The organism is Butyrivibrio sp. WCE2006 (assembly GCF_000701985.1).
Classification (GTDB): Bacteria; Bacillota; Clostridia; order Lachnospirales; family Lachnospiraceae; genus Butyrivibrio.
Genome location: NZ_JNKH01000016.1, coordinates 63,661 through 87,124 on the forward strand (window position 1 = coordinate 63,661; position 23,464 = coordinate 87,124).

17 protein-coding genes are annotated in these 23,464 nt (G+C 40.2%); 7 read left to right on the forward strand and 10 right to left on the reverse strand.

The features are described 5' to 3' along the window. Nucleotides 1-49 precede the first annotated feature (49 nt). Both T501_RS11605 and cysS read left to right on the forward strand, forming a co-directional pair. On the forward strand, nucleotides 50-856 hold the full coding sequence (locus T501_RS11605; RefSeq protein ID WP_044914939.1) for an ICP22 family protein: 807 nt from the start codon (nucleotides 50-52) through the stop codon (nucleotides 854-856). A 411-nt stretch (nucleotides 857-1,267) separates the two neighbouring features. Further along, nucleotides 1,268-2,806, forward strand: coding sequence for a cysteine--tRNA ligase (gene cysS, locus T501_RS11610; RefSeq protein ID WP_044914941.1), 1,539 nt, complete (start codon nucleotides 1,268-1,270; stop codon nucleotides 2,804-2,806). Nucleotides 2,807-2,926: 120 nt separating this feature from the next. Here the strand turns inward: cysS and T501_RS11615 are convergent, their stop codons facing one another. The 3 genes from T501_RS11615 to T501_RS11625 form a co-directional block, all read right to left on the reverse strand. Beyond that, entirely contained in the window at nucleotides 2,927-3,562 is a 636-nt protein-coding gene (locus T501_RS11615) for a methionine ABC transporter permease (RefSeq protein WP_026510872.1), read from the reverse strand. Beyond that, the gene (locus tag T501_RS11620; RefSeq protein WP_026510873.1) at nucleotides 3,559-4,533 is read right to left on the reverse strand and encodes a methionine ABC transporter ATP-binding protein; all 975 of its coding nucleotides are present in this window, start codon (nucleotides 4,531-4,533) and stop codon (nucleotides 3,559-3,561) included. The genes T501_RS11615 and T501_RS11620 overlap by 4 nt, the downstream gene beginning before the upstream one ends. Before the next feature lie 293 nt (nucleotides 4,534-4,826). Next, on the reverse strand, nucleotides 4,827-5,858 hold the full coding sequence (locus T501_RS11625; protein WP_044914943.1) for a MetQ/NlpA family ABC transporter substrate-binding protein: 1,032 nt from the start codon (nucleotides 5,856-5,858) through the stop codon (nucleotides 4,827-4,829). Between the two features lie 225 nt (nucleotides 5,859-6,083). Here T501_RS11625 and T501_RS11630 point away from each other — a divergent pair, with 225 nt between their 5' ends. Continuing rightward, nucleotides 6,084-8,399 (forward strand): putative bifunctional diguanylate cyclase/phosphodiesterase, encoded by a 2,316-nt coding sequence (locus T501_RS11630; RefSeq protein ID WP_044914945.1) that lies wholly within the window; start codon nucleotides 6,084-6,086, stop codon nucleotides 8,397-8,399. Between the two features lie 67 nt (nucleotides 8,400-8,466). On the opposite strand, the gene T501_RS11635 is transcribed toward T501_RS11630, so the two are convergent. From T501_RS11635 to T501_RS11645, 3 genes are all read right to left on the reverse strand, one after another. Continuing rightward, on the reverse strand, nucleotides 8,467-9,072 hold the full coding sequence (locus tag T501_RS11635) for a hypothetical protein (RefSeq protein WP_044914947.1): 606 nt from the start codon (nucleotides 9,070-9,072) through the stop codon (nucleotides 8,467-8,469). A gap of 67 nt (nucleotides 9,073-9,139) precedes the next feature. After that, the gene (locus T501_RS11640; RefSeq protein ID WP_155994845.1) at nucleotides 9,140-9,634 is read right to left on the reverse strand and encodes a CinA family protein; all 495 of its coding nucleotides are present in this window, start codon (nucleotides 9,632-9,634) and stop codon (nucleotides 9,140-9,142) included. Nucleotides 9,635-9,670: 36 nt separating this feature from the next. Continuing rightward, nucleotides 9,671-10,522: an endo alpha-1,4 polygalactosaminidase gene (locus T501_RS11645; RefSeq protein ID WP_026510878.1), complete on the reverse strand. Its 852-nt coding sequence runs from the start codon at nucleotides 10,520-10,522 to the stop codon at nucleotides 9,671-9,673. Nucleotides 10,523-10,829: 307 nt separating this feature from the next. Between T501_RS11645 and T501_RS11650 the strand changes: the two genes are divergently transcribed. From T501_RS11650 to T501_RS11660, 3 genes are all read left to right on the forward strand, one after another. Next, entirely contained in the window at nucleotides 10,830-11,726 is an 897-nt protein-coding gene (locus T501_RS11650) for a transporter substrate-binding domain-containing protein (RefSeq protein ID WP_044914951.1), read from the forward strand. Between the two features lie 71 nt (nucleotides 11,727-11,797). Continuing rightward, the gene (locus T501_RS11655; protein WP_155831471.1) at nucleotides 11,798-12,454 is read left to right on the forward strand and encodes an amino acid ABC transporter permease; all 657 of its coding nucleotides are present in this window, start codon (nucleotides 11,798-11,800) and stop codon (nucleotides 12,452-12,454) included. A 107-nt stretch (nucleotides 12,455-12,561) separates the two neighbouring features. Continuing rightward, complete coding sequence (locus tag T501_RS11660) at nucleotides 12,562-13,314, forward strand: amino acid ABC transporter ATP-binding protein (RefSeq protein WP_026510881.1); 753 nt, start codon at nucleotides 12,562-12,564, stop codon at nucleotides 13,312-13,314. 53 nt (nucleotides 13,315-13,367) lie between these two features. On the opposite strand, the gene T501_RS11665 is transcribed toward T501_RS11660, so the two are convergent. The 4 genes from T501_RS11665 to T501_RS11685 all read right to left on the reverse strand — a co-directional run bounded on the left by T501_RS11665 (nucleotide 13,368) and on the right by T501_RS11685 (nucleotide 22,530). After that, nucleotides 13,368-14,552, reverse strand: a complete 1,185-nt coding sequence (locus tag T501_RS11665) for a PAS domain-containing sensor histidine kinase (RefSeq protein WP_044914953.1) — start codon at nucleotides 14,550-14,552, stop codon at nucleotides 13,368-13,370. 79 nt (nucleotides 14,553-14,631) lie between these two features. Beyond that, nucleotides 14,632-16,683, reverse strand: coding sequence for a TaqI-like C-terminal specificity domain-containing protein (locus T501_RS11670; RefSeq protein WP_050008282.1), 2,052 nt, complete (start codon nucleotides 16,681-16,683; stop codon nucleotides 14,632-14,634). Continuing rightward, nucleotides 16,667-19,432: a YfhO family protein gene (locus tag T501_RS11675; protein WP_044914955.1), complete on the reverse strand. Its 2,766-nt coding sequence runs from the start codon at nucleotides 19,430-19,432 to the stop codon at nucleotides 16,667-16,669. The genes T501_RS11670 and T501_RS11675 overlap by 17 nt, the downstream gene beginning before the upstream one ends. Before the next feature lie 188 nt (nucleotides 19,433-19,620). Beyond that, nucleotides 19,621-22,530, reverse strand: a complete 2,910-nt coding sequence (locus tag T501_RS11685) for a transglycosylase domain-containing protein (protein WP_081843139.1) — start codon at nucleotides 22,528-22,530, stop codon at nucleotides 19,621-19,623. 146 nt (nucleotides 22,531-22,676) lie between these two features. Between T501_RS11685 and T501_RS11690 the strand changes: the two genes are divergently transcribed. Continuing rightward, nucleotides 22,677-23,309 (forward strand): YigZ family protein, encoded by a 633-nt coding sequence (locus T501_RS11690; RefSeq protein WP_044914958.1) that lies wholly within the window; start codon nucleotides 22,677-22,679, stop codon nucleotides 23,307-23,309. Nucleotides 23,310-23,464: the final 155 nt, after the last annotated feature.

The window sequence follows — 23,464 nt, forward strand, 5'->3', positions numbered from 1 at the left end:
GCATAAAGTATAATTACCATATAGTTTTATTTATGAGGAGGGGAAGTTAATGAACAGAAATTGTAAGAAGTTCCTGGCACTTATGTGCGGAGCGATGCTCATTATAAGTGGATGTGGTGGCAAAAACGAAGAACTGGTTGGCAGTGATGCGGAACCTGAAAGCTCTACAGAGACTATTGAAGCAGACATTAGTGCTACAGCAGGGTCTGTAGAGCAGGAAGAAGCACCTGCAAAGGAAGAAGTTCAGCCAGAAACAGAGGCAGAGGAGGCATCAGATACAGAAGCAGAGTCATCGGATAAGGAACAATCTGAAGCAAAATCTGAGAACGAGGCAGAAGCAGGAGAAGCGCTGACTAGTCTTCCACAGTATGAGTATCCTGATAAGGACTCAGTTTTTTATGCAGTTAACAAGCATCTGGTTGAGGTAGTAGCTGCTGAATATGAGAAATCTGATGTTTCAATTCCGGTAGTACGTGAAGTGGCTATAGACGAATCAAATCCTGAAGATGTCATAGTGTATGGAGATTTTGATATCTATAACTATGATCTTGATGGGGATACCCTAATGACAGCATCCGGCGGTAATTATCCGGGAGCTATGCACCTTAAAAAGACAGAGAACGGTTATGAGGTTACATCCTTTGATGTATGCGAGGATGGCTCTGCCTGGAATGCCAGTGCGAAAAAAATATTTGGTGAATATTTCGATAGATTTATGGAAATACAACCTGATGATGAAAACAGGCAAAAAGTAAGAATAGATACGATTGCGCAGTATGTTGAGGCTAATAATCTTCCAATAAAACAGTATCAGGATTTTGGCTGGGATCCTGTTATGATAACTGAGACAGACTAAATGAAGCCAAAGTTTTTTGTAATCAAACAAAGGCAGACATTTAAATCATTTGAATATAAGAAAAATATTGTAAAACCTTGTCTATTAGTTTAGGCAAGGTTTTTATATTGATGTAACGTTGTCATTAAGGCATTGTGAGAATCCCAGGAAGGTTTTAGAAAGCTTCTTTATGTGCGAAGAGAGTGTGACAGGCTTTGATTTCATAACGTTAAAATTTCATGGAAACTGTAAAAATCGCAGTTTTTCTGATATAATCTCAAATGATGTTTATCGTATAAGATTCTTGAATGCTTTTTCTTATTGTGTTCAGGAAGTTATATAAATCAAAATCTATTTAGCTATGCAAGAGTAGTTATTTCTTGCGAGCACCATGAGATTATTTATAAATACTTATTTTCAAGGAGTAGAAAAATGGCCCGTAAATTTAGCTTTTATAATACTCTTTCAAGAACAATTGAAGAGTTTGTTCCCAATGAAGAAGGCAAGGTGTCCATGTACACCTGTGGCCCTACAGTTTATCACTTTGCTCACATCGGTAATATCCGTACATATATCATGCAGGATGCGCTGATCAAGGCTCTTGAATATTGCGGTTACGAAGTTAATCGTGTTATGAACATAACCGACGTAGGACATCTTTCATCAGATGCTGACACAGGTGAAGATAAGATGCTTGCAGGTGCTAAGCGTGAGCACAAGACAGTAATGGAGATCGCTGATTTTTATACGAAGGCTTTCTTCAAGGATTTTGACGCTGTAGGCAATAAGAGACCTGATACAATAGAGCCTGCAACAAACTGCATCCCTGAATTCATCCATATGATTGAGGTTCTTCTTGAGAAGGGCTTTGCATATGTAGCCGGTGGAAATGTGTATTTTGATACCAGTAAGCTTGAGGATTACTATGTGTTCTCATCTGCTGTAGAGAAGGAACAGCTGGCAGTAGGTGTCCGCGACGATGTAGAAGAGGACACTGCCAAGAGAAATAAGACAGACTTTGTATTATGGTTTACAAAATCAAAGTTTGAAGATCAGGCGCTTAAATGGGACAGCCCCTGGGGTGTTGGTTATCCCGGCTGGCACATAGAGTGCTCATGCATCTCCATGAAGCACCTTGGTGAGTACATCGACATCCACTGCGGCGGTGTTGATAACATTTTCCCTCACCACACCAATGAGATTGCACAGTCCGAGAGTTATCTTGGTCACAGATGGTGCAAATACTGGTTCCATTCCAATCACTTAAATGACAGAGCAGGAAAAATGAGTAAATCCAAGGGAGCTGTACTTACAGTTTCAGTTCTCAAGGAAAAAGGCTATGATCCTCTGGTTTACAGATTCTTCTGCCTCCAGTCACATTACAGAAAGCCTTTGGAATTCTCCTTTGATGTGCTTGATAACACTGTGACTGCTTACAACAACCTTGTTAAAAAGGTTGAAGCACTCATTAACTCTGATGATGAGCTCAAGGCTGCAGCCAATGCTTACAAGGCAGCTGCCGAAAAGTCCGCTAAGGACAATAATGGAAACAATGAGAATATTGCAGCATTCCTTGAAGCAGTAAGAAACAGCAATGCAATTGACGCTGATGTTAAGAAGGACTTTGAAGATAAATTTGCAGAAGCAATATCCAATGACCTTAATACATCAATGGCTATCACACTTCTGTATGATATCCTCAAGGCAGATACAAATGCAGCAACTAAGCTCGCTGTAGTTGACAGCTTTGACAAGGTTCTTTCACTTGATCTTATCGGACATGCACTTGCAGATGATTCTGCTGATATCGATCCTGAGCTTGAAGCATTCATCAAGGATGCAATCGAGAGAAGAGCTGCAGCCAAGAAGGCGAAGGACTTCGCAACAGCTGACGCTATCCGTGATGAACTCCTTGCTAAAGGTGTTGAGATCAAGGATACCCGCGAAGGTGTTAAGTGGTCCTTAGTATAAAAATGTATTATTGATTTATAAAGATACTTAAAACTAAAACAAACCTCCAAAGTTAGCTGCTTAGCGCTAACTCTGGAGGTTGTTTTTTTGGGAATTTTTTTTAATACCTTTATAGTGTTTTTACGACATCTTTTTATACATGAAGTTACCAAGCATCTGAATAGCCTGAACGAAGGCAATCAGAATTATTGAGCAAACAATCAGGTAATCGGTCTTGTACTGCTGGTAGCCGTATCTGATGGCAATATCTCCGATACCACCGCCGCCTACAGTTCCTGCCATAGCGGAATATCCGATGAGAGATATTATGAGAAGTATGATACCATTTAGCATTCTCGGAATAGATTCTTTTACATAAACTCTCATGAGTATCTGGAAATTGGAAGCTCCAAAGGATCTTGCCGCCTCTATAACTCCGGGATTGGTTTCACGAAGCGCACCCTCAAATACTCTTGCTATAAAAGGTATAGCTGAAATAGTAAGTGGTACAATTGAAGCAGTGGTTCCTATTGACTTACCAACAACCATTCTGGTAAACGGAATTAGTATTACCAGCAAAATAATAAAAGGAAAGCTTCTGAATACATTTACGATAAAACTCAATATTTCATAAACTATCTTGTTGGGCTTTAGTCCGTCAGGCGCTGTAAGCGTCAATATAATTGCAGGAATAAATCCCAGTATTACTGAAAAAAGCGTTGACCAGAAAACCATATACAGCGTCTGGTTAAAAGCTTTTAATATAATATCTGTCATTTCTTAATAACCTCCCATGTGACATCATGCTTATCCAGAAAACCGCATACACTGTCAAGATCATCCGGATCAATGTTGAGAACGAGACTACCGTACACATCCTCTCTGAAATCTTCAAGCTTTGCCCAGCAGATATTGAAATCTCTGTTCAGCTCCCGGCTCATCATGGTAACGATAGGACGCTGATTGCCCTCTCCATAGAAAAAGAGCTTGATATTAAGTCCGGTTTCAGGGAGCTTATCGCTCTCTTCTCTAAGGAAATCTCTTATTTCTCTTTCCTTGGGCCATACGAAAAGCTTCTCAGGCTGACCAACTGAAAGAACCTTACCATTACTAAGGAATGCTACTTTTTTACAGATCTGTTTAACAACTTCCATCTGGTGAGTAACAACAATGATAGTGATTCCCATTTCTTTATTAATTTTCTGAAGAAGGGCAAGAATGCCTTTCGTGATTTCAGGATCAAGTGCACTTGTGGCTTCATCACAAAGAAGAAATTCCGGATCAAGAACCAAAGCTCTTGCTATGGCTACTCGCTGTTTTTGTCCGCCTGACAATTCTCTTGGCTTAGCATGAACCTTTTCCTCAAGACCAACAAGCTTTATCAGTCTGAGGATTTTCTCTTTTGCTTCAGGGGTATTGGTTTTCATGCCCCAGAATTTCATCGGAAGAGCAACGTTCTGATAAACATCTAGTCTTTCAAGAAGATTAAAGCCCTGGAAAATCATGCCCATTCTTTTTTGAAGCTGGCGGAGTGCCTTTTTATCACGTAAATTTACTTCCTTACCATCCACTGTGATAAAACCGGAATCATAGGATTCAAGACCGTTTATACAACGAAGAAGGGTAGATTTTCCGGCTCCACTTTGACCAATGATACCAAAAATCTCATGATCTTCGATATCTATTGAAATTCCTTTTAAAACATCTGTGTTTTCGAAGGATTTTGTAACGTTCTCAATTTTAATCATTATTCATCATCCCTAAAAATACTAATATGATTTATTGTGTAAGCATTTAACAGTCACACTAAGACATTGTATCATAAATTGCTTTTGTTAAGTACCTTATAAAAAAGAACTCGCCATAATTACGGTCTTTTCTTATCCTGCGAAACGAAATTATTCTGCCGGATAAGGATTAATCGAAACTACGGCGAGTATAGATTCTTGAACGCTTTCTCCTCATTGCGTTCAGGAAGTCATAAAAGTCTAAAGCATTCAGATATATTCACATATATGACAGCTTAGATATTCCGTACAGATTACTGAGCATCTGTGAATGAAGGAATAACAGCTCCTTTGTAAGTATCCTCGATGTAAGCCTTAACTTCATCTGACTGAAGAGCATTTACAAGAGCCTTGATCTTTGCTGAATCTTCATTGCCCTGCTTAACAACAAGGAAGTTTGTTCTCTTAAGTGTTGTCTCATCATCGAATTCCTCGATATCAAGTGCAGGATGTGAATCCGGAAGACCTGCTTCAAGAGCATAGTTACCATTGATTGTAGCTGCATCAAGATCAGGCAGTGAGAGAGGAAGTGAAGCAGCCTCAAGAGGTGTGATTACATAACCGTGAGGGTTAGCTTCTGCATCATTTGTAAGTGAATCCTCTGTATAGTTTTCATCAGTGCCATAGTCGCCCTTTGATGTAAGCAGTCCCTTTTGAACAAGAAGATCAATTCCGCGCTCTGCGTTATCGGGATCGTTCGGGATACCGATTGAAGCACCGTCCGGGATATCAGCGATTGACTCATATTTTTCTGAGTAGATGCCCATGGGTTCAATGTGAACGCCCGCTACAGCTGTGAGGTGAAGGCCTGCATCTTCATTCTGCTGATTCATATAACCAAGTGTCTGGAAATAGTTGGCATCAAGTTCGCCTTCTTCAAGTGATGTGTTGGGAAGTACGTAGTCGTTGAATACTACAGTTTCAAGTTCCCAGCCGTCCTTTGCAAGAACGTCCTTCAGGATGTTATCAAGGATCTCTGCGTGAGGAACGGGTGTTGCACCAACAGTGATCTTGTTATCTCCATCTTCAGGAGTAACAGCTTCTGCATCGCTTGATTCTTCAGCTTCTTCTGTTGTCTCTTCAGCAGCTGCTTCTGATTCCTCAGCTTCTTCAGCTTCTGTGGACTCAGCTTCTGCAGCAGTATCTTCTGTAGATTCTTCAGCAGCCGCAGTTTCTGTAGATGCTTCAGCAGCTGAATCTGCGCTGCTTGTAGAACCACCGCAACCTGCAAGAACGCCTAATGTCAGAGTGCTTGATAAAACAATGCTAAGTAACTTCTTTTTCATAATATTTTTCCTCCTCTTAGCCTCTCTTGTTAAGAGCGACTTTATTTATAGGTGATATAATATACCACTTTTTTTTATTGCGCAAACAAAAATGACGTTTTTTCGCATAAGAAAAAGTTATCGCAAGCGAAAGGGGAATTAATAATTTTTACTATCTATGTTTATAAAAAGATTATTATTACGTGAAATATATTATGATAATATGATAAGTAGAGGGATGTGCTTATGAGTAATAAACGGAAAGTCTTAATTGGCATATGTGCATTATCTTATTTGATTACAATTATAGCAACGTTTATAGGCAATCAATACGCAACAGAGCTGATGGCAATAGTAACGGTGCTTTTGATATTCACTGGTCTGATGTCCTATATTAAATATCTTGGGCCGCATAAGTTTTCTACAACTTGCATGGGGCTGGGTTTTTTGTGCATTGCATTAGGATATATCTATCGATTCGTTAATCATTTTGTTGCAAATATTGAAGCTTTTTATTTTATATGGGGAATAATATACCTGATGCCAAGCGTGTTTTTTGCACTTAATGAAACCACGTTTATGCTCTATAAATTAAAAGGCAGAAAACGTGATATTTCACATCTGTTTTCTAATTGTTTTGCTGTATCTATAGTTGGTTATGTGCTCATATACAAATTTTTCTCTGCAGCAGTTGGGAGTATTGAGACTTCTGCCCAGGTTCATTATCTGCTATTTATTTTCCTTGCTTTCTTTGTTGTGATGATGGGAGTACAGACTTTCTACCTGGTGGGAGAGGAGAATATAAAAAGAGGCACGCTTCTTACCACAATTGCCATGCTGATCTATGAGCTGATGGATATTCAATATATCTATCTGGTAGCCATAGGAAAAGATCCGGAAAACTATTTTGAAGACCTGGTTTATATGCTGACACTTATCGTAATGACGATGGGAATAGCAATACAGGTTCACAAGAAATACTATTTTGAATTTCAACACTGGGACTATACTGAGAAATCTACGAGGTTAAGGGTCCTTATTTCGGCTGTGGTTTTGATTATTACAGGATTTGCAGCATATTATGAATATCTTTCTTATACGGAAGCCAACTATATAGTAATAGTGCTGATGGCATATATGATAATGACATATATTTTAAGGACAGACAGCCTTACTGATGAGCTTTTGGATAAAGAAAAAAAGCAGAATATTATTCTTGAGGAAAAGGTTGAGGAGCAGACTAAAAATCTTATGGAGATAAATAAAAAGCTTGAACTGCTCTCTTCCACAGATATGCTCACAGGCCTTTACAACAGGTGGTATGCGGGAATTTTCCTGGATGATATCGTTATGAAATATAAGAATACAGGTAAGAAGTTTGCTCTTTTTGCAATTGATTTAAATCACTTTAAACCTATAAATGATACATACGGTCATGAGATGGGAGATAAGGTCCTGGAAGAATTCGGGAACCGTATGAGAGAGCTGCCGGATGAATATACGTCCTTCAGGATGGGCGGAGATGAGTTTTTGATCTTCTACAGGATTGGAGAGAAGGTTGAAAATCTTAATACTGTTGCGGAAAAGCTACAAACACTTTTCAATACACCGGTAAGACAGGATACTTATGTTTTCAATTTGTCAGCCAGCATTGGAATTTCAATATACCCGCAGGATTCAGTAGTTATAGAAGATCTTCTTCAGTATGCAGATACTGCCATGTATTCTGTAAAGCAGAGCGGACATAAGGATGGTTATAAATATTTTAACAGCGGCCTTATAACGCTTATTTCAGCTAAGGCTGCTATTGAAGAGCGGCTAAGAACTGCAACTCCTGAGGGAGATTTTATTCTGTACTATCAGCCTCAGGTGAATATAAAAACGGGAGAAATCATCGGTGCAGAAGTATTTCCTCATTTAAAGGGTGTGATGGAGGATATATCACCATCAGAGATAATTCCCGTGGCAGAAGAATGCGGATTTATGAGTAAGCTTGGAATTTGGATCATATATACAGCGCTGAATCAGATTTCAAAATGGAATAAAAACTACAATAAGGCGATTTCATTGACCATAAATCTTTCGCCGCTGCAGCTAATAGATGAAGAATATGCTTCTGCTTTGAAAAGAGCAACAGAGCTGCTTGAGTTTTCGCCTTCCATGGTGACACTTGATGTCTCGAATGCTGTTATTATGGGGGCTGCCAGCTCTGCAAAGCATGCCATGAAGGAACTGCATGAAGAGGGATATATGCTGTCTCTTAATGATTTTGGAGGCGGAGATATCAACCTTTCATATATACATGACTGTGATTTTAACGGACTTAAGCTTTCCAGATCATTGGTTAAGGAGGCTGAGAATGATACAAAGGCAAAGGTGCTTATAAATGCGATTATGGCCTTTGCAGAACAAATGGGAATCGTGATAACTGCTGTCGGAATAGAGAATAAGGAACAGTCAGAAAGTATGAAGGAGCTGGGGATTTATCAGCATCAGGGTTATTTTTATGGAAGGCCTATGAACGCTGAGAGCTTTGAAGCTATACTAAAGGAAGTCAGATGAAGAATCCTATATTAGAAGCGACCTCCAAAGAGTTTTGGAGGTCGCTTTACAATACTTTTATGGATAATTACAGAGTTCGTTCATAGTGATCGCCGGTTTTTACAAATCCGGTCTTTTTCAGATAAGCCTTATGATATTCATCTGAACCTCTGTAGATCAGCTTATCAATATTTTCATGTATAAGATTATCCATCAGGAAAGTACCGATTGAAAAATCTCTGTATTCAGGAATAGAGTAGTCAAGTTTGATATCAAGTATGTGATCCTTAAGAATGCCAAGTGTGATTCCAACCGGTTTGCCGTTATGACATACAACAAAAGCGGCATTTGCTCCGGAAAAGTCCATTGATATTCCCGGGAAACATTTTGAAATATCATCCTTATATAAATCTATAGTATATTTAGTCAGGCCATCGTCTTCGGAAACTCTTATCATATCGTAGTTCTTCTCAGTATTCATCATCTTGATAAGGTAATAGACATTTATAGCCACAAGAGCCAGGTTCATGACAACAGTGGGGAATGCGCCTATAAGAAATCCATAAATCACACAGAAAAGGCTGCCCAGGGTGTTTACAATTCTAAGCTTGTAAACAGACACCATCATGAAAGAAATAAGAACAAGAGCGGAACCGATATAACCAATTATCTCAAAAATTATCTTTGTATCCATAATATTTTATTCGAAAAACCGAATGCTCCTTTCTTGAAAAATTATAAATAGTTTCAACAATATTGTATCATATTAACGTGAGGAGTTTATCTGCAATTTTATCTGCTACATATAATTTGTAGTCATGTCTTGTGGGAAGTGCTTCGTTTATTTGAAAACTGAAAGCATGAACCTTATCGCCAATATTGATAGATGCATATATTTCACCTGGGACGCTGTCTGCGTTATTAGGGTCGATATTTCCCATGGTCCCTGTTACACCTATTCCTATATCTGCGCCGAGGCTTTTCTTGCAGGCATTTGCCATGTGAGTTGCGGTTTCAATCGAATAGACGCCATATTCATTTATTATATTTTCAGGTACTCCCTGAAGAATTTTTGCTTCATTACTATATGTGATATATGCCCCCTTAAGTATGGCAGAGGATCCTTCAGTGTCGGTCAAAAGATTAGCAATCATTCCGGCAGTGCAGCTCTCCATGGTGGTTATGGTGAGGTGCTTACTAATTAATGTTTTTGTGATCGATTCGTATTTTTTTATAATAAAATCCTGTGTGCTCAAATGATATCTCCTTTGAATTATTGCTTTTGTTTTTACTTATGACAGATTGAGATTTTCTGAAATGTAGTACTTGTATCCATGCTTTTTACAGTATTTTTTGATTTTGGTTTTAAGCTTTTTGTCCTTTGTGTATTCAAGAAGGTAACAATTCTTTTTCTCTTTTTTTAGGAGCTTTAAGTATTTTTTGAAATACTTGATGTCAGATGAATTGTTTTGTCCAAACTCATTTTTGTCATAATCTATGATTTTTGAAAAAACCGATTCCTGATTAATGCCATCCAGAATAGCATCAAGGCTTTTGTTTCTGTCATAATACTCGGTAACAAAGGTGTCGCCTCCGTTTATGATTACTTTTCCCTTTTTCTTCAGACCTTTGAGAATGGTTTCAACACCTGAATAAATATTCTCATTATGATACTGATAATATACATCAACGTTATCAATGAAAAATCCGTCAACTCCGGTATTTGCAATTTGAGAGGAGAGATCTTCTAAAATAAATTTCTGCCATTTCTCAGAAGATACATCCACCCACCTCTCATCGGGCCAGTTTTCATAGACATCGAGAGTGATATCTTTGTAGGAATTGTAATAATCCCTGTATTTTTCGACAGACCCGATATTGAGGTAACTGTACACGATGTGGCCTTCTTTTTTTAGTTTTTTTATATCATTTTCAGAAAAATCATTCTGGACATCAAGAATAATTGTTTTGTAGTTCTTGAATTTTTTGAAGGTGCTTTTGCCGGAATTACATGAAAGAAAAACTCCGTAGCTGTACTTGAATTTTTTTGCTGCTGCATATGAATCAACTCTACAATAGGAAAGGATAATAATTATAAGAAGAGAGTGAATTATAAGTAGCTTTAATATTTTCTTTTTGTTCATATATTACTTCCTCGTTAGATAATTGTTGTAGGCTGAAAATATTATACAGGCGCTAAGATATATGAGCAATGTTTGTAGTGCACTGTTTTAATAAGGAAAAACATAACTAAACCGGTCCGTGAAGTGGGGATCAGATTGTTTGAAGTAAAAATGGTGAAGAGACAAGAGATTTGTTGCACAAAAGATTTTAGTGTGATAAAGTGGTAAAGAATGAAACTGTAAATTCACGAACACATTAATATTGTGACATATGAATACTACTTTTTTAATTTAGTTAAGAGAGTAAAGACGAGGAGGATAATTTATTATGAAAAGAAAGATTATGGCAGGTATTCTTGCAGCTGCTATGACAGTATCAATGACAGCATGTGGACAGACGGGAGAAAAAGCAAATGCTGACACAGCTACAGCAGAGACTTCAACTGAAGAAGCTCCTGCAAATGATGCAGAGGAAAGCTCAGAAGATAGTGCCGAAACAAGTGAAGAAGCTGCAGCAGATTCCGATATCGAGTATATCAAAGGCAAAGGTAAGCTTATCGTAGGAATCACAGATTTTGCTCCTATGGACTACAAGGATGACAATGGTGAATGGATCGGATATGATGCTGACCTTGCAAAGAAAGTTGCTGAGTCACTTGGTGTAGATGTTGAGTTTGTTGAGATAGACTGGGACAACAAGATTCTTGAGCTTGAGAACAAGTCAATCGACGTAGTATGGAACGGTATGACACTTACAAACGAAGTTACTAATTCCATGGAGTGCACACAGCCATATCTCAATAATGCACAGGTTGTAGTTGTTCCTTCCGATATTGCAGATACCATCAAATCTACTGATGATGCAGCTACTTTAAGCTATGCTGTAGAGGCCGGATCTGCAGGAGAGCAGGCAGCAACAGATAATGGTTATGATTTCATATCAGTAACTTCTCAGGCAGATGCTCTTATGGAGGTTCAGGCAGGAACATCAGGCGCATGCATTATCGATCTTCTTATGGCAGGTGCAATGATCGGAGAGGGTACAAGCTATCCTGATCTTACACACACTGTTGAACTTACTACCGAAGAATATGGTATTGGATGCAGAAAAGGCTCAGATCTTGCTGCTTACATAGACGATCAGTTAAACGCTATGAGCGCTGACGGAAGTATCCTTGAAATAGCCAAGACCTATGGCGTACAGGATGCGGTTATAAATAGATAATTATCTTAAGCGTCAGATATATCTGACGTTTAATAGAGAGTATAATTGATAAATTTGAGGTACGCATACTTATGTTTTGGACTGTTACCATCTCCCTTCTTGAGGGATTTCTTGGAACACTTAAGCTTTTTACACTTACACTTTTATTTTCATTGCCGCTGGGACTGGTCATCAGTCTCGGCTCAATGAATAAAACACCTATAGTACATATTCCAATAAGATTCATTATCTGGGTAGTTAGAGGAACGCCGCTTATGTTGCAGCTTCTGATCATCTATTATGGACCGGGTATATTCCTTGGAAATAATATATGGGGATCAGGAGGAAACGGAAGATTTTTAGCGGCGCTTTTTGCGTTTGTATTTAACTATGCCTGCTATTTTTCTGAGATATTCAGAGGTGGAATACAATCAATTCCTGTAGGACAATATGAGGCAGGTAAAGTACTCGGACTGACCAGACAGCAGATTTTCTTTAAGGTTGTTTTACTCCAGGTTATAAAGCGTATTGTACCTCCCATTTCAAATGAAGTTATCACGCTTGTAAAGGATACATCACTTGCCAGAGTAATAGCCGTTTATGAGATCATATGGAATGGTCAGGCATTTATCAAGAGCAGTGGTATTATATGGCCGCTCTTTTACACAGGTTTATTTTACCTGTTGTTTAGCGGATTGCTGACACTTCTGTTTGGATACATTGAGAAAAAGCTCAGCTATTTCAGATAATATTTACCTGATGTAGATGTTTGATATTTACAGTATTGTCATCAATAGCTGATGGAGACCGGTGATAGTTGAGCAAGCGCTGATTTATTTTAATAAAGGTAGGAATTATGCCGATACTTGAAGTTAATAATATAAAAAAGAAATTCGATCATTATAATATTCTAAATGGAATATCCTTCAGCATGGAGGAAGGACAGGCGATTTCCATAATCGGTTCATCGGGAAGTGGAAAGACTACATTTCTAAGGTGCCTTAATTTCCTTGAAAGACCGGATGAAGGTACAATAGTTGTAAAGGGTGAAAAAATATTTGATGCGTCAATGCCTCCTGAAAATCCTAAGCAGCTTCGTGAGAGAAGACTCCATTTTGGTCTGGTTTTTCAGCAGTTCAATTTATTCCCTCAGTACACTGCTTTGGAAAATGTAATACTTGCACCAAGGCTTCTGAAGGATGGAAGAAGCGAACAGGAGCTTACGGATATGGGCATGGATCTTCTTGATCAAATGGGACTTGCAGACAGAGTGAACCAATATCCGCACCAATTATCAGGTGGTCAGCAGCAGAGAGTTGCAATTGCAAGAGCACTGGCTTTAAAACCTGATATCCTTTGCTTTGACGAACCGACTTCTGCACTGGATCCTGAGCTCACAGGGGAGGTTCTTAGAGTAATCAGGAATCTTGCAGAGAAAAAGACGACCATGATAATTGTTACTCATGAAATGGCATTTGCAAGAGATGTTGCAGATGAGGTAATCTTCATGGATAAAGGAATTATCCTGGAAAAGGGACCTGCAGAGCAGGTGATAAATAATCCTAAAGAAGAAAGAACAAAGCAGTTCTTATCAAACTTAAATAACTAAAAAAAGTGCCTATGGCACTTTTTTTGTTTGAGCAGAGCATTAGTGTAGAGGTATCAAATCTGATAGTCCAGTGGTGCAGCATCAAGTATAATAGTTGCCGTGAATACACTACCTAGTCCTTCCTCGCTCTCTGCCGTGATATCACCCCTCATCATGCCGGCAAGTCGCTTTGATACTGACAAGCCAAGTCCGGTTCCTGTACCGTACTTACTGGGATTTCTTTTCTCCTGTGAAAAGGTCCTGAAAAGGCTCGGCATGAAGGACGCACTGATTCCGCAACCTTCATCCTTAACGGTAAAACTTATTTTATAAGTGTCATCTATACGCTTGGAATTGACCGTGATCTCAATCGTGCTGTCACGCTCACTGAATTTTACTGCATTTGATGTGAGGTTGTTGACCATCTGCTGTGTTCTTCCAATATCGCAGACAATCTGGGGATTGGCCCTGTAGTTTCTATTTATTATCACATCGATATTTTTATCACCGGCAAGAGCCATGGTAATATTCTCTATTCCATCAACCACGTCATTGAGAGAGGTTCGCTGGGGATCAAGACTGAGATTCCCTCCATCGATACTGTTTATGTCCAGGATGTCACTCATAAGCCTGGATAAATAGTGACTGGAAGTGTATATTTTACGCATATCACTTCTTAGTACATCAATGTTTTCCTGGGTCATGCCAAGGTAAGAAAGAGCTGAGATTGATTTCATGGGATTTTTTATCTCATTACTCATGCGGGATAAAAACTCCGACATTCTTCTGTTTGCTTTTTTTTCGTTTTCAAGAAGCTTATCATTCAACTTGTTGAGGCGTTCAATTTTGGCAATACGTTCCTGTTCCTCGGTTACATCCATGAATGAACCGACAAAGCCGATTATTGCACCGTCATCATATATGGGAGTTTTGGAGGCGATTATTTCACGGACTTCGCCCTTTACTATGCACTGACCATGGACATTGTGTGTGCTTATACCCTGAAGTACTCTTAACTCATCATTCATAAATGGCACCGGATCAGGATGCCATCCCATATCTTCATCAGTTTTTCCCAGTACACAGTCAACTGAATTAAAGCCGTAATAATCAAGGAATGCCTGATTTACCCCGACAAATCTTCGCTGAGTATCCTTCCAGAAAATGCAGTCCTGAGTTGTGTTGATGATCTTATCAAACAACTGATCCGCATGTTCCTCAAGGGATATGGTTTTTAATTTCTCAATTCTGTCCTCCATACATAACCTCATAAAAAAGTAAAATCGTGATTTGCATTAAGAAAGATTGCTTCAATTATAACACGAAATTTCGTAAATGCTATATGGGAAGAAACAAGTTTTCATCACTTATTGTTTGTTTTATAAGATGTATGTTTTTATTTGAAAGGTTATACAGTTTAAAGCATATATTATCGATGTCGGAGTGAAGTTTTTTTATCTCATTGGAGCAGCTGATGCGCTCGGAAACTTTTACTTCTGAATACTGATTATTAAGTCTAATTATTCTATCTATTTTAGAAACTATATCGCGCTGTATATTATCATCAGCATAAGGAATCGGAATCTGTTCTATATGAGATCTCAATACTTTTACTGAGCGGAATTTTTTCCTGAAAAAGTAGTCGGCAACGCTGCTGTTCAGGACAGCCAAAATGTATTTTATGTCCAGGCCATCAATGTTCGGAATTACGATATTACAACTGTTGAGAGACAACGTTTTATTATCATCATAGGCGAAGACAAGACGACCTCCGATAAAACGGTAAAGCAGTTTTTGGGGAGCACGATACAACTCAATCGGTGCCACCTGCTGACATTTTTCAGGGACAAAATTTATGTAGCACTTTGGAACGTGAAAAGCATATTTAAAGATATCGGTTCCCTTAAGTATTATTTCGTTCTTTGGGCTCTTTCGTGATTGAAGCATTTCCTTGTTGGCACCTGTTACAATTCCGAGAGCGAATTCAGCGTTACCCTGCAGTGTTCTGGCTCCGGGTAAAGTGGAAATCGACTGAAGCAGAGCGTACTCTTCATCAGGCATGAGGAAATTGAAACTGTAGGTGGATATCTCCCTTTCAGTCATGATGTTATAGGTAATCTCATTATCGTAAATGGTGGGATTAGAGCTTAAAAATCCGACTTCTGCATCAGACTTTTTCTCTACCTGCAGGATGATTGAAGGGCACTGCACATGATTGAACACATCCCCAAGGTATTCAAGATGCGAAAGGCTGGATCTTTCTACTAATTCTTTTCTTGCCGGGGTATGAGATTTTACAAGAAGGACTGACTCCGGAAGAACATAGGAGAGCATCCCGCCTTCTTCCAGCAGATTAAGTCCCTGCTCTATAAAAAGGTCAAAGGAGTCAACGGATTTTTCTCTGCCACATATGAACTTTTCGCTTATGAAGTTTTTTTCTTCTAAAGAAAATGAAGCTCCCCAGGGAGGATTGCCAAGGATTACGTCAAAGCTTTGGGTGGATCTGTCAGCATGCAAAAAATCAGACTTGACGATATGCTTTTTCCAAAAGGTAATATCAGGAAGTCTGTATTTAAATGCCAGTGTCAGTCTGGCAATCTGTACGCTTATTTCATCTATATCGTAGCCGTAAAGGTTCCCAGCGGGAACTCCGGGAGGAAGACAGAGGAGAAAGTTCCCACTTCCACATCCGGGATCAAGTATTTTTTTATTCTGACCATCTGTAAGAAAGGATGCCTCAAAAAGATGACCTAAGAGCCTCTGGACTATGGCGCCGGGAGTGTAGTAGGCTCCGGTGCTCTTTCTGGATTGAAGGTGTCTTAAGGATATATAGATAAGGCCAAGGGTATCCTCTCCGGATACATATGAAAAACTTAAGAAGGTATCAGAAAGCTCTGACAGTTTGCCACTTGCTTCCGGTGATAATTCATCACAGGATGCTCCTCTAAGATCAGATAAAAGCGGATCATATTTATATATTTCGTCCGCAGGAACACGCTTTTTGAGGATTCCTGCTGCACATCTTTTCAAAATACAGCGAATGAGATTATCATCCAATATGAGCGGTAAAACGAAAGCTGCATCAGCTTCGTCCTCCGTAGCTGAAACAGCATTTATGATCGTCTCTATAAGAGGAAGGTTTGGTGAACCTTCTGTAATGTAATCACTGTATAAAAGATTTCCGGAAACAAAGCTTTTGTTTCGTCTGCTTTTTAAGGATTGGATCTTTCCACTGTTAAGGTCATCCTTCAAGGCTTTCAGGTAGCTCTCTGAAAAAACATAGGAGCGGCCTTTTTTGCCTTCAGGCTTCAGCTTTCCAAGCTTTATCCAGTTTCTGCCGGTCGCAGTCGAAATCGACAGCGCTGTACATAGTTCAGTTAGTGTTAACATCTGTATTCCTTTCAGAATAAAACTTTCTGGACATTACAAGAAGAATTATCCCTAAAATGCTCAGTATAAAACCTGCCAGCAGTCCGGGAGTGTGATATTTAAGCGTAATATCGTGATGTCCGGCCTCCAGGGAAATAGCGCTGAACATTGTGTCTGCCCTAAGGAGATCTGCTTTTTTGCCATCAACATATGCGCTCCATCCGCTTGTGTAAGGGATAGAGAGGAAAAGAATCTCTGAGTCTTTAGTATCTATGCTGCCTGTTATTTTATTGGTGGCAAAAGATATAGGGTTCTTATGCAGGTCTACATTTGTGAGAGTATGCTCTTTTAATGATGCAAGCCTTTCATGCATTGTTGAAAGAGATCTGTTGTAAACCGTCATTTCATCGAATTTATAGGTGCCCTTGTCATTGAAGGTTATGGTTATCTGATTTTTGGCATCTGCAGAGTAACCAAGATTAACTATATAATCATGCCAACCTGAATAATACCAGGAGTTTTCTGTCTTGTAGTCAATGTTCTTAACAACCTGAGTACCATCTGAAAGCTGTGAGCTTACGGTAATTCTTGGTACATCATTTTTGCTCTTTATGTTCAGATTTTTTAAGTAAAGAAGAGTTTCAGCTTCTCCGCTGCCGTTAAAGCTCAGAATTACGGATGAGCCGGCATCGGCTTTATAACCGCCATTCTTTTCCTTAATATCTCCATCAAAGGAAATTTCATAAGGAATGCTGTTTGAAGTAAATACTGTCTCAGCCTCAGGATATTTTGCAGCCTCTTTATCAGACAGAACTGCTCCATATAACAGTGCTTCTTCTCTTTGGATTGGAGTCATATCATTAAATTCAGTTTCGGATATGGCATTGTTATAAGTAAAACCAAGAGGCATGGCTTCAGGATTCTCATAAATTTCGAAATTGTATTTCTCGTAGGAAGGCACATAGCCATAGGGCACAAATGCCTGCTGGTCCGGAGTGTTATAACGAAGTGAATAGAAGCGTACACCGGCTATGGAATTCAGTATTGCGCGGTCATCCAGGGCATAATAAGCAAAGCTCTGCTGGTCGTTGTTTGCCATGAGTTTAAAGTATTCGGATACACTTTTGTCAGCAAGACTGAAGAAAAACTGGGTAGAAGAAATACCATCCAGCATGGCGGCATTCCACACAAGGTCACGGCCAGAATAACGGTAGAAATCACTTATTGGATCAAGACCGGACTGTGCAGCGTTTTCTTCTACAACCTGTACCTCGGTGCTCTGCAACTGGGTAGATATATCTTCAGTACTATCCATGTAATCTCTGATCATATTTCCCTGATCAGGTGAGTATGCAAAGCGACCGTTTTTAATAATCATGCCGGCAGTGACTATGAATATAAGTACACCAAAGATATTGGCGATATAGGCTGTCAGATTGATATTCTTGCCACATATGTAGTTCGCGATTCTTCTTGAGATGAAATCTACAAATTCAGCAGTTACCACTCCTGCAAATAATGCGCAGGCAAAAGCCCATCTGTTCACAGCATAGGAAAAAGCTGCAAAGGTGTAGCCTACATAGGGAAGGCACAGGAACAGGGACATTAGGATAAGGAACACGCACTCCTGGTAAAGTGACAGTTTATGTCTGTACTCGGGAGAATCCTTCCAGGCGATAAAAATGCCGGTTGGACCGTCATTTTTTGCGTCCTTAAGTAATTCTTTCTTTTTCCTGTTTATATCAATTGCTGATTTTACCAGGTGATAGATGCTTCTGACCACAAGGAATATTGCAGCTATAACAAACATGGGAGTAAAGCCCAGCTGTGTATCGTTCTGACCATGATACACAAAGGAGTACACGTTTTTGATAAGCTCCTTGTAATAATCAGCGGAATAGAGAAGCGGAATAGTGATTCCTGATGCAGCTCTCGGATTGTTCGGGAAAGCCAAAAGTACGGGGAGAAGAATGAACATGCTCATCAGTGTACCGATTATTCCATAGGCAAAAAAAGTGAGTATGGTTTTAAGAGCTCCCTTTTTATGAGTTCCAAAATGAATAAACAGGAGTCTTACAGCGACATAAATAATAGTCAGAAGTACGATTATGTAGAAAAAGTAAAAGTTGTTAGTGCCTGCGAGAAATACTGAAACAGCAAAAAAGACAGGCTTGTTTTCCTTAAGGATTTTCTCTGCACCAAGAAGAACCAGTGGAAGGTAAATAAGCGGATTGGCAAAGAATGGATGCCACAGTCCAAGGTACATAAAATAGGAACCGAAACTATAGGTGAACATACCTGTCAAAAGTGCGGAAGATGTGAGGTTCCTATTGAGGTAGCGTGCATACAAAGAAAACGTGATTCCGGCAAGGTATGCTCGAAGTATCATCACTACCTGAAAATAAATATGGATATATTCAGTTTTTACAAATGCTGAAAAAAGATTGAGAATATCGCCCAGCGCGTAGTACTGAAGAGTTGAGTACATGTCACTTCCATAGCCTATGCCAAATGCAAAGGTCTGGAGAGATAAACTGTGTTCATGAAAAAGCTGATAAAAGACGCCGCGCAGCCATTTGGAATAGTAAGCAGCAGCTTTTAGATGCTGTCTCCAGGTGTCACCCTGAGAGATAAGGATTTTACCATTTCTGAAAAACAGACCATAGATGATAAATGATAATGCTAAAAATAGCAGAGTGTAAATTAAATAGAAGATTATGTATCCGGAAATAGAGTTAGTATTTATTCTTTTTTTTGATGTCTTGTCCATTGAGAAATTGCCCCTTTTAATTGAGTAGAGCACCAGTGAAGTTTCTCAGCGGACTTGTATAAAAAAATCCCCTGAGAACCGGTACAGCATCGCTGAAATAACTTGACTGATTTCAAGATGCTGTACCAGGCAGAATCCTGCCAGGTACTCAAGGGGATTATACCATAAATTTTATATGGACGTTATTACTACTCGTCGTCCTCTTCTTCGTCATCTTCCTCTGCCGGAGGAGCCTCAGCTGCCGGTTGTTCAACAGGAGCAGCTTCCTGTGCAGGCTGGACTTCCTGAGCCGGAGTCTGTTCCACAGCAGGTGCCGGATTAGCATCTGCAGCGTTCTGCTGTTCAGCAGGAGCCGGATTAGCATCAGCAGCTGGTGCAGCATTCTGCTCTGCAGCGGGAGCCTGTTCTGTAGCAGGTGCCGGTGTGACATCAAGTGCAGGAGTAGTATTTGGTGTCGGTTGATACTGAGTATTTACAATACCCTGCTGGATAAGTGATGTCTCCTGAGCAAGTATCTCCTGGATATTGGGCTGAGCCATAAACTCAGGAGTGTGATGACAGGTAGCGGCAGGAGTAACAATCGTATTACCTGCTTCGTCAACAGTAGTGGTGAATCCATTCGCTGTAGTTGACTGTTTTGACTGAGCCTGAAGTGCTGCGGGTTCAGGCGGTACCAGCTCAAATACACCGGTAATCTTGAACGGACACTGCTCTGATGCAGGATATCTGTCTGACTGACATATTGTTCCTGCGTAGTGTACGTTACAGCTGTCTGTCGGAACTGTACCTTCCTCGAAATATTCTGTGAGGTGTGTTCCATCACAAAGTCCGCCGATTGGCAGTTTTCCTGACCTTGAGCAGACAGTGGCTGATATTACGGAAGCCGGTTTTTCAAAGGTTGTGGATGGCAGATTCTCATGTATCTTTGACATGACTGCACGCCACATGGTTTTTGCAAGTCTCTGTTCATCCTTGGTTGTAAGGTCAACGTTGTTGTCATAGCCTGCCCAGGTTGTTGCAGTGTAGTATGTGGAATATCCTGCAAACCATACATCGTTTTCATCAGATGTGGTTCCTGTTTTTCCTGCAATGGCAGTTGTTCCGAAATTAACGGCAGTACCTGTTCCGCTTGTTACTACATCGGTCATGGCACTTGTAAGAAGGTAGGCTGTTGATTCCTTAAGGATTCTTGTGGATTCCATCTTAGTGTTATCAAGAATTGTATTACCTTCATGATCTACGACTTTTGTGTAAAGCTTGGGCTTAATGTAAAGCCCGCCGTTTGCGATGGCAGCGTAAGCTGCGTTAAGCTCCATGTTTGTAACACCGTGTGTAAGACCGCCAAGAGCAGTAGGAAGCTGTACATCTGTAAAAATCTTGCCGTTTATCTCTTCATTTTCAGCAAGGGTTGTGAAACCGAAATTCTTCAGATAATCGAATGCCAGCTGCGGAGTTATGAGTGTCATAGTCTTAACAGCTATGATGTTCATGGAATCCTTAATAGCGGTTCTTATTGTAGTAAGACCTCTGTAGGATTCTCCGTACCAGTTGTTAACAGGACGACCATCCGGATAATTGAAAGGTGCGTCGTTAAATACGGTAGCAAGAGTAAGTCCTGCACTGTCGAGGGCGGGAGCATAGGTTGAAAGAACCTTGAAGGTAGAACCGGGCTGACGAACGGTATCCGTTGCGCGGTTTAAGGTTCTTGAAGCTGTCTTGCTTCCTCTTCCGCCTACCATGGCTACAACATAACCCTGCTTGTGATCCTCTACTGTGAGTGATACCTGAGGCTGAGGAGTCAGGTTGACAGATTCACCTTCCACAGTGTCGGAGCCAACAACTGCAGCCTTATATTCTTCAATGGCTGCCTCTGCGTCCTCTTTGGAGTTAAACAGCATGTTGAAGCTCTTTGTCTCCTGCTGGAAATAGCTCTTCATCATCTCAGAGCTGTAGTTATTCTTATTTCCTTCAGAATCCACAGTTGTAAGTGCGTAATCAAGAAGGTACTTGGTGCCTTCAGGATAATTGGACTCATCTGAATATATTTCGTCACAGATTGACTGGATGTGAGGATCCTGAGTAGAGTAGATTTTAAGACCGCCGCTGTAGAGCAGTGTGTAGGCCTGTGTTTCGTTATAACCTGCATCAATGAGATCGTCGATCAGCTGATTTGTAAGTGCATCCACAAAATATGAGTTGATGTTGTTGTCGGTTGTCTCCTGGTCAACTACCTGGATTCTGGCATAAACATCATCATTTATGGCTTCATCATATTCAAGCTGAGTGATGTATCCCTGCTCCAGCATGTCATTCAGAACCTTTTCACGTCTCTTGGCATTATTGTCCGGGTGAGTGATAGGATTATATCTGCTGGGGTTCTGGGTGATGCCTGCGATAACAGCACATTCTGAAAGTGTCAGATTGGTTACCGGCTTATTAAAGTAGCGGAGTGAAGCAGCCTGAACTCCAAGGGTGTTGCTTCCCAGGTTGATGGTATTTAAGTAATTAAGAAGGATATCCTCCTTGGTCATAGTCTTCTCAAGCTGAAGAGCAAGGTACTGCTCCTGAATCTTACGCTTTATCTTGGCAATATCAGAGTTTTCACTTGTCCAACCTGTAAAGACGTTGTTCTTAAGAAGCTGCTGGGTTATGGTACTGGCACCCTGTGTCAGGTCCTTGCTTGTTATACCTATTACTGCAGCTCTGACGATACCTTCAATATCGATACCATTGTGAGTGTAAAAACGTCTATCCTCGATAGCTACGAAAGCATGAGCCAGATTTTCAGGAATCATGTCCCAGCTGACAGGGATTCGGTTTGAATCGGTTGATACCAGCTTGGCAGTCTGATTACCCTCTGTGTCATAGACGAAGGTTGAATAACCTCTGGGTGTGACGCTTATGTTACCTATGTCTGGAGCAGAATCGATTATTCCTCTGAAAACACCGATTCCTGCGCACACGCCGATAACAACGATACCGATGATCAGCATGATTATCAGCTCAAAGGATATGAGGGAAAATTTCTTTCCCCACTTTGTGGTAGATGAGGTCAGTTTATGTTGCTGATCTCTGATACCTTTTCTTCCATAATTCATAACATCCTCCATGTAAGACCTGAATTGGTAGCCGGTGCGTCCGTCTAAAAGTGAGATACACCGGATAGCAAGTCTATCTATAACATGATATTATAACATATAAAAAGTAAAAAATAGACTAAGATATATCGAATGGAATAGCGTTTATGGGAAAAACAGATAATTATAAAGTGGTTCTTCAGCCGGGAAGCGATGAGATAGTAGAGAAAAAATCAAGATTCATAGCAAATGTATTATCCGTGTCCAGTGTTCAGGAGGCAGAAGAGCAGATAGCTGCTTTTCAGAAGAAGTACTGGGATGCAAGGCATAACTGCTATGCCTTCGTGATAGGCTCTGATTTTGGAACCACAAGGTGCAGCGATAACGGAGAGCCCTCCGGCACCGCAGGTAAACCTATCCTTGAGGTCATAAAAGGAGCAGGAGTTACAAATGTACTTATTATAGTAACGAGATATTTTGGCGGAGTGCTGCTTGGCACTGGCGGACTTGTGAGAGCTTATACAAAGGCGGCTCAGGCAGGACTAAATGCAGCCATGGTAGGAGAGATGATTCTTGGTAAAAGATATCATCTGACTGCTGATTATACTTTGGTCAACAATATTCAGTATTACCTCAGACAGGAGGGGATTCCACTTGAAAATGAGGTGTATACCGATAAGGTTGAATATGATATCACCGTAAAAATGGAAGATGCTAAGAGAGTAACTCAGGGACTGACACAAAAAACTGAAGGCAGGATCGGAATCGAAGAAATCGAAGAAGGGTATTTCTGTTTCTAGTGCTACTGTCGTTACTGTTCACACCTTACGGTGCTCACAGCAACTGGATTTGCCCATTCCAGTTGCCTTCGGCAAAGGGGCAAATCCTATATTCAAGACGTAGAACATTCTCACGCTCAGCGCAGCAAGTGCGCAGAGCTGTCTGAACAGTAACC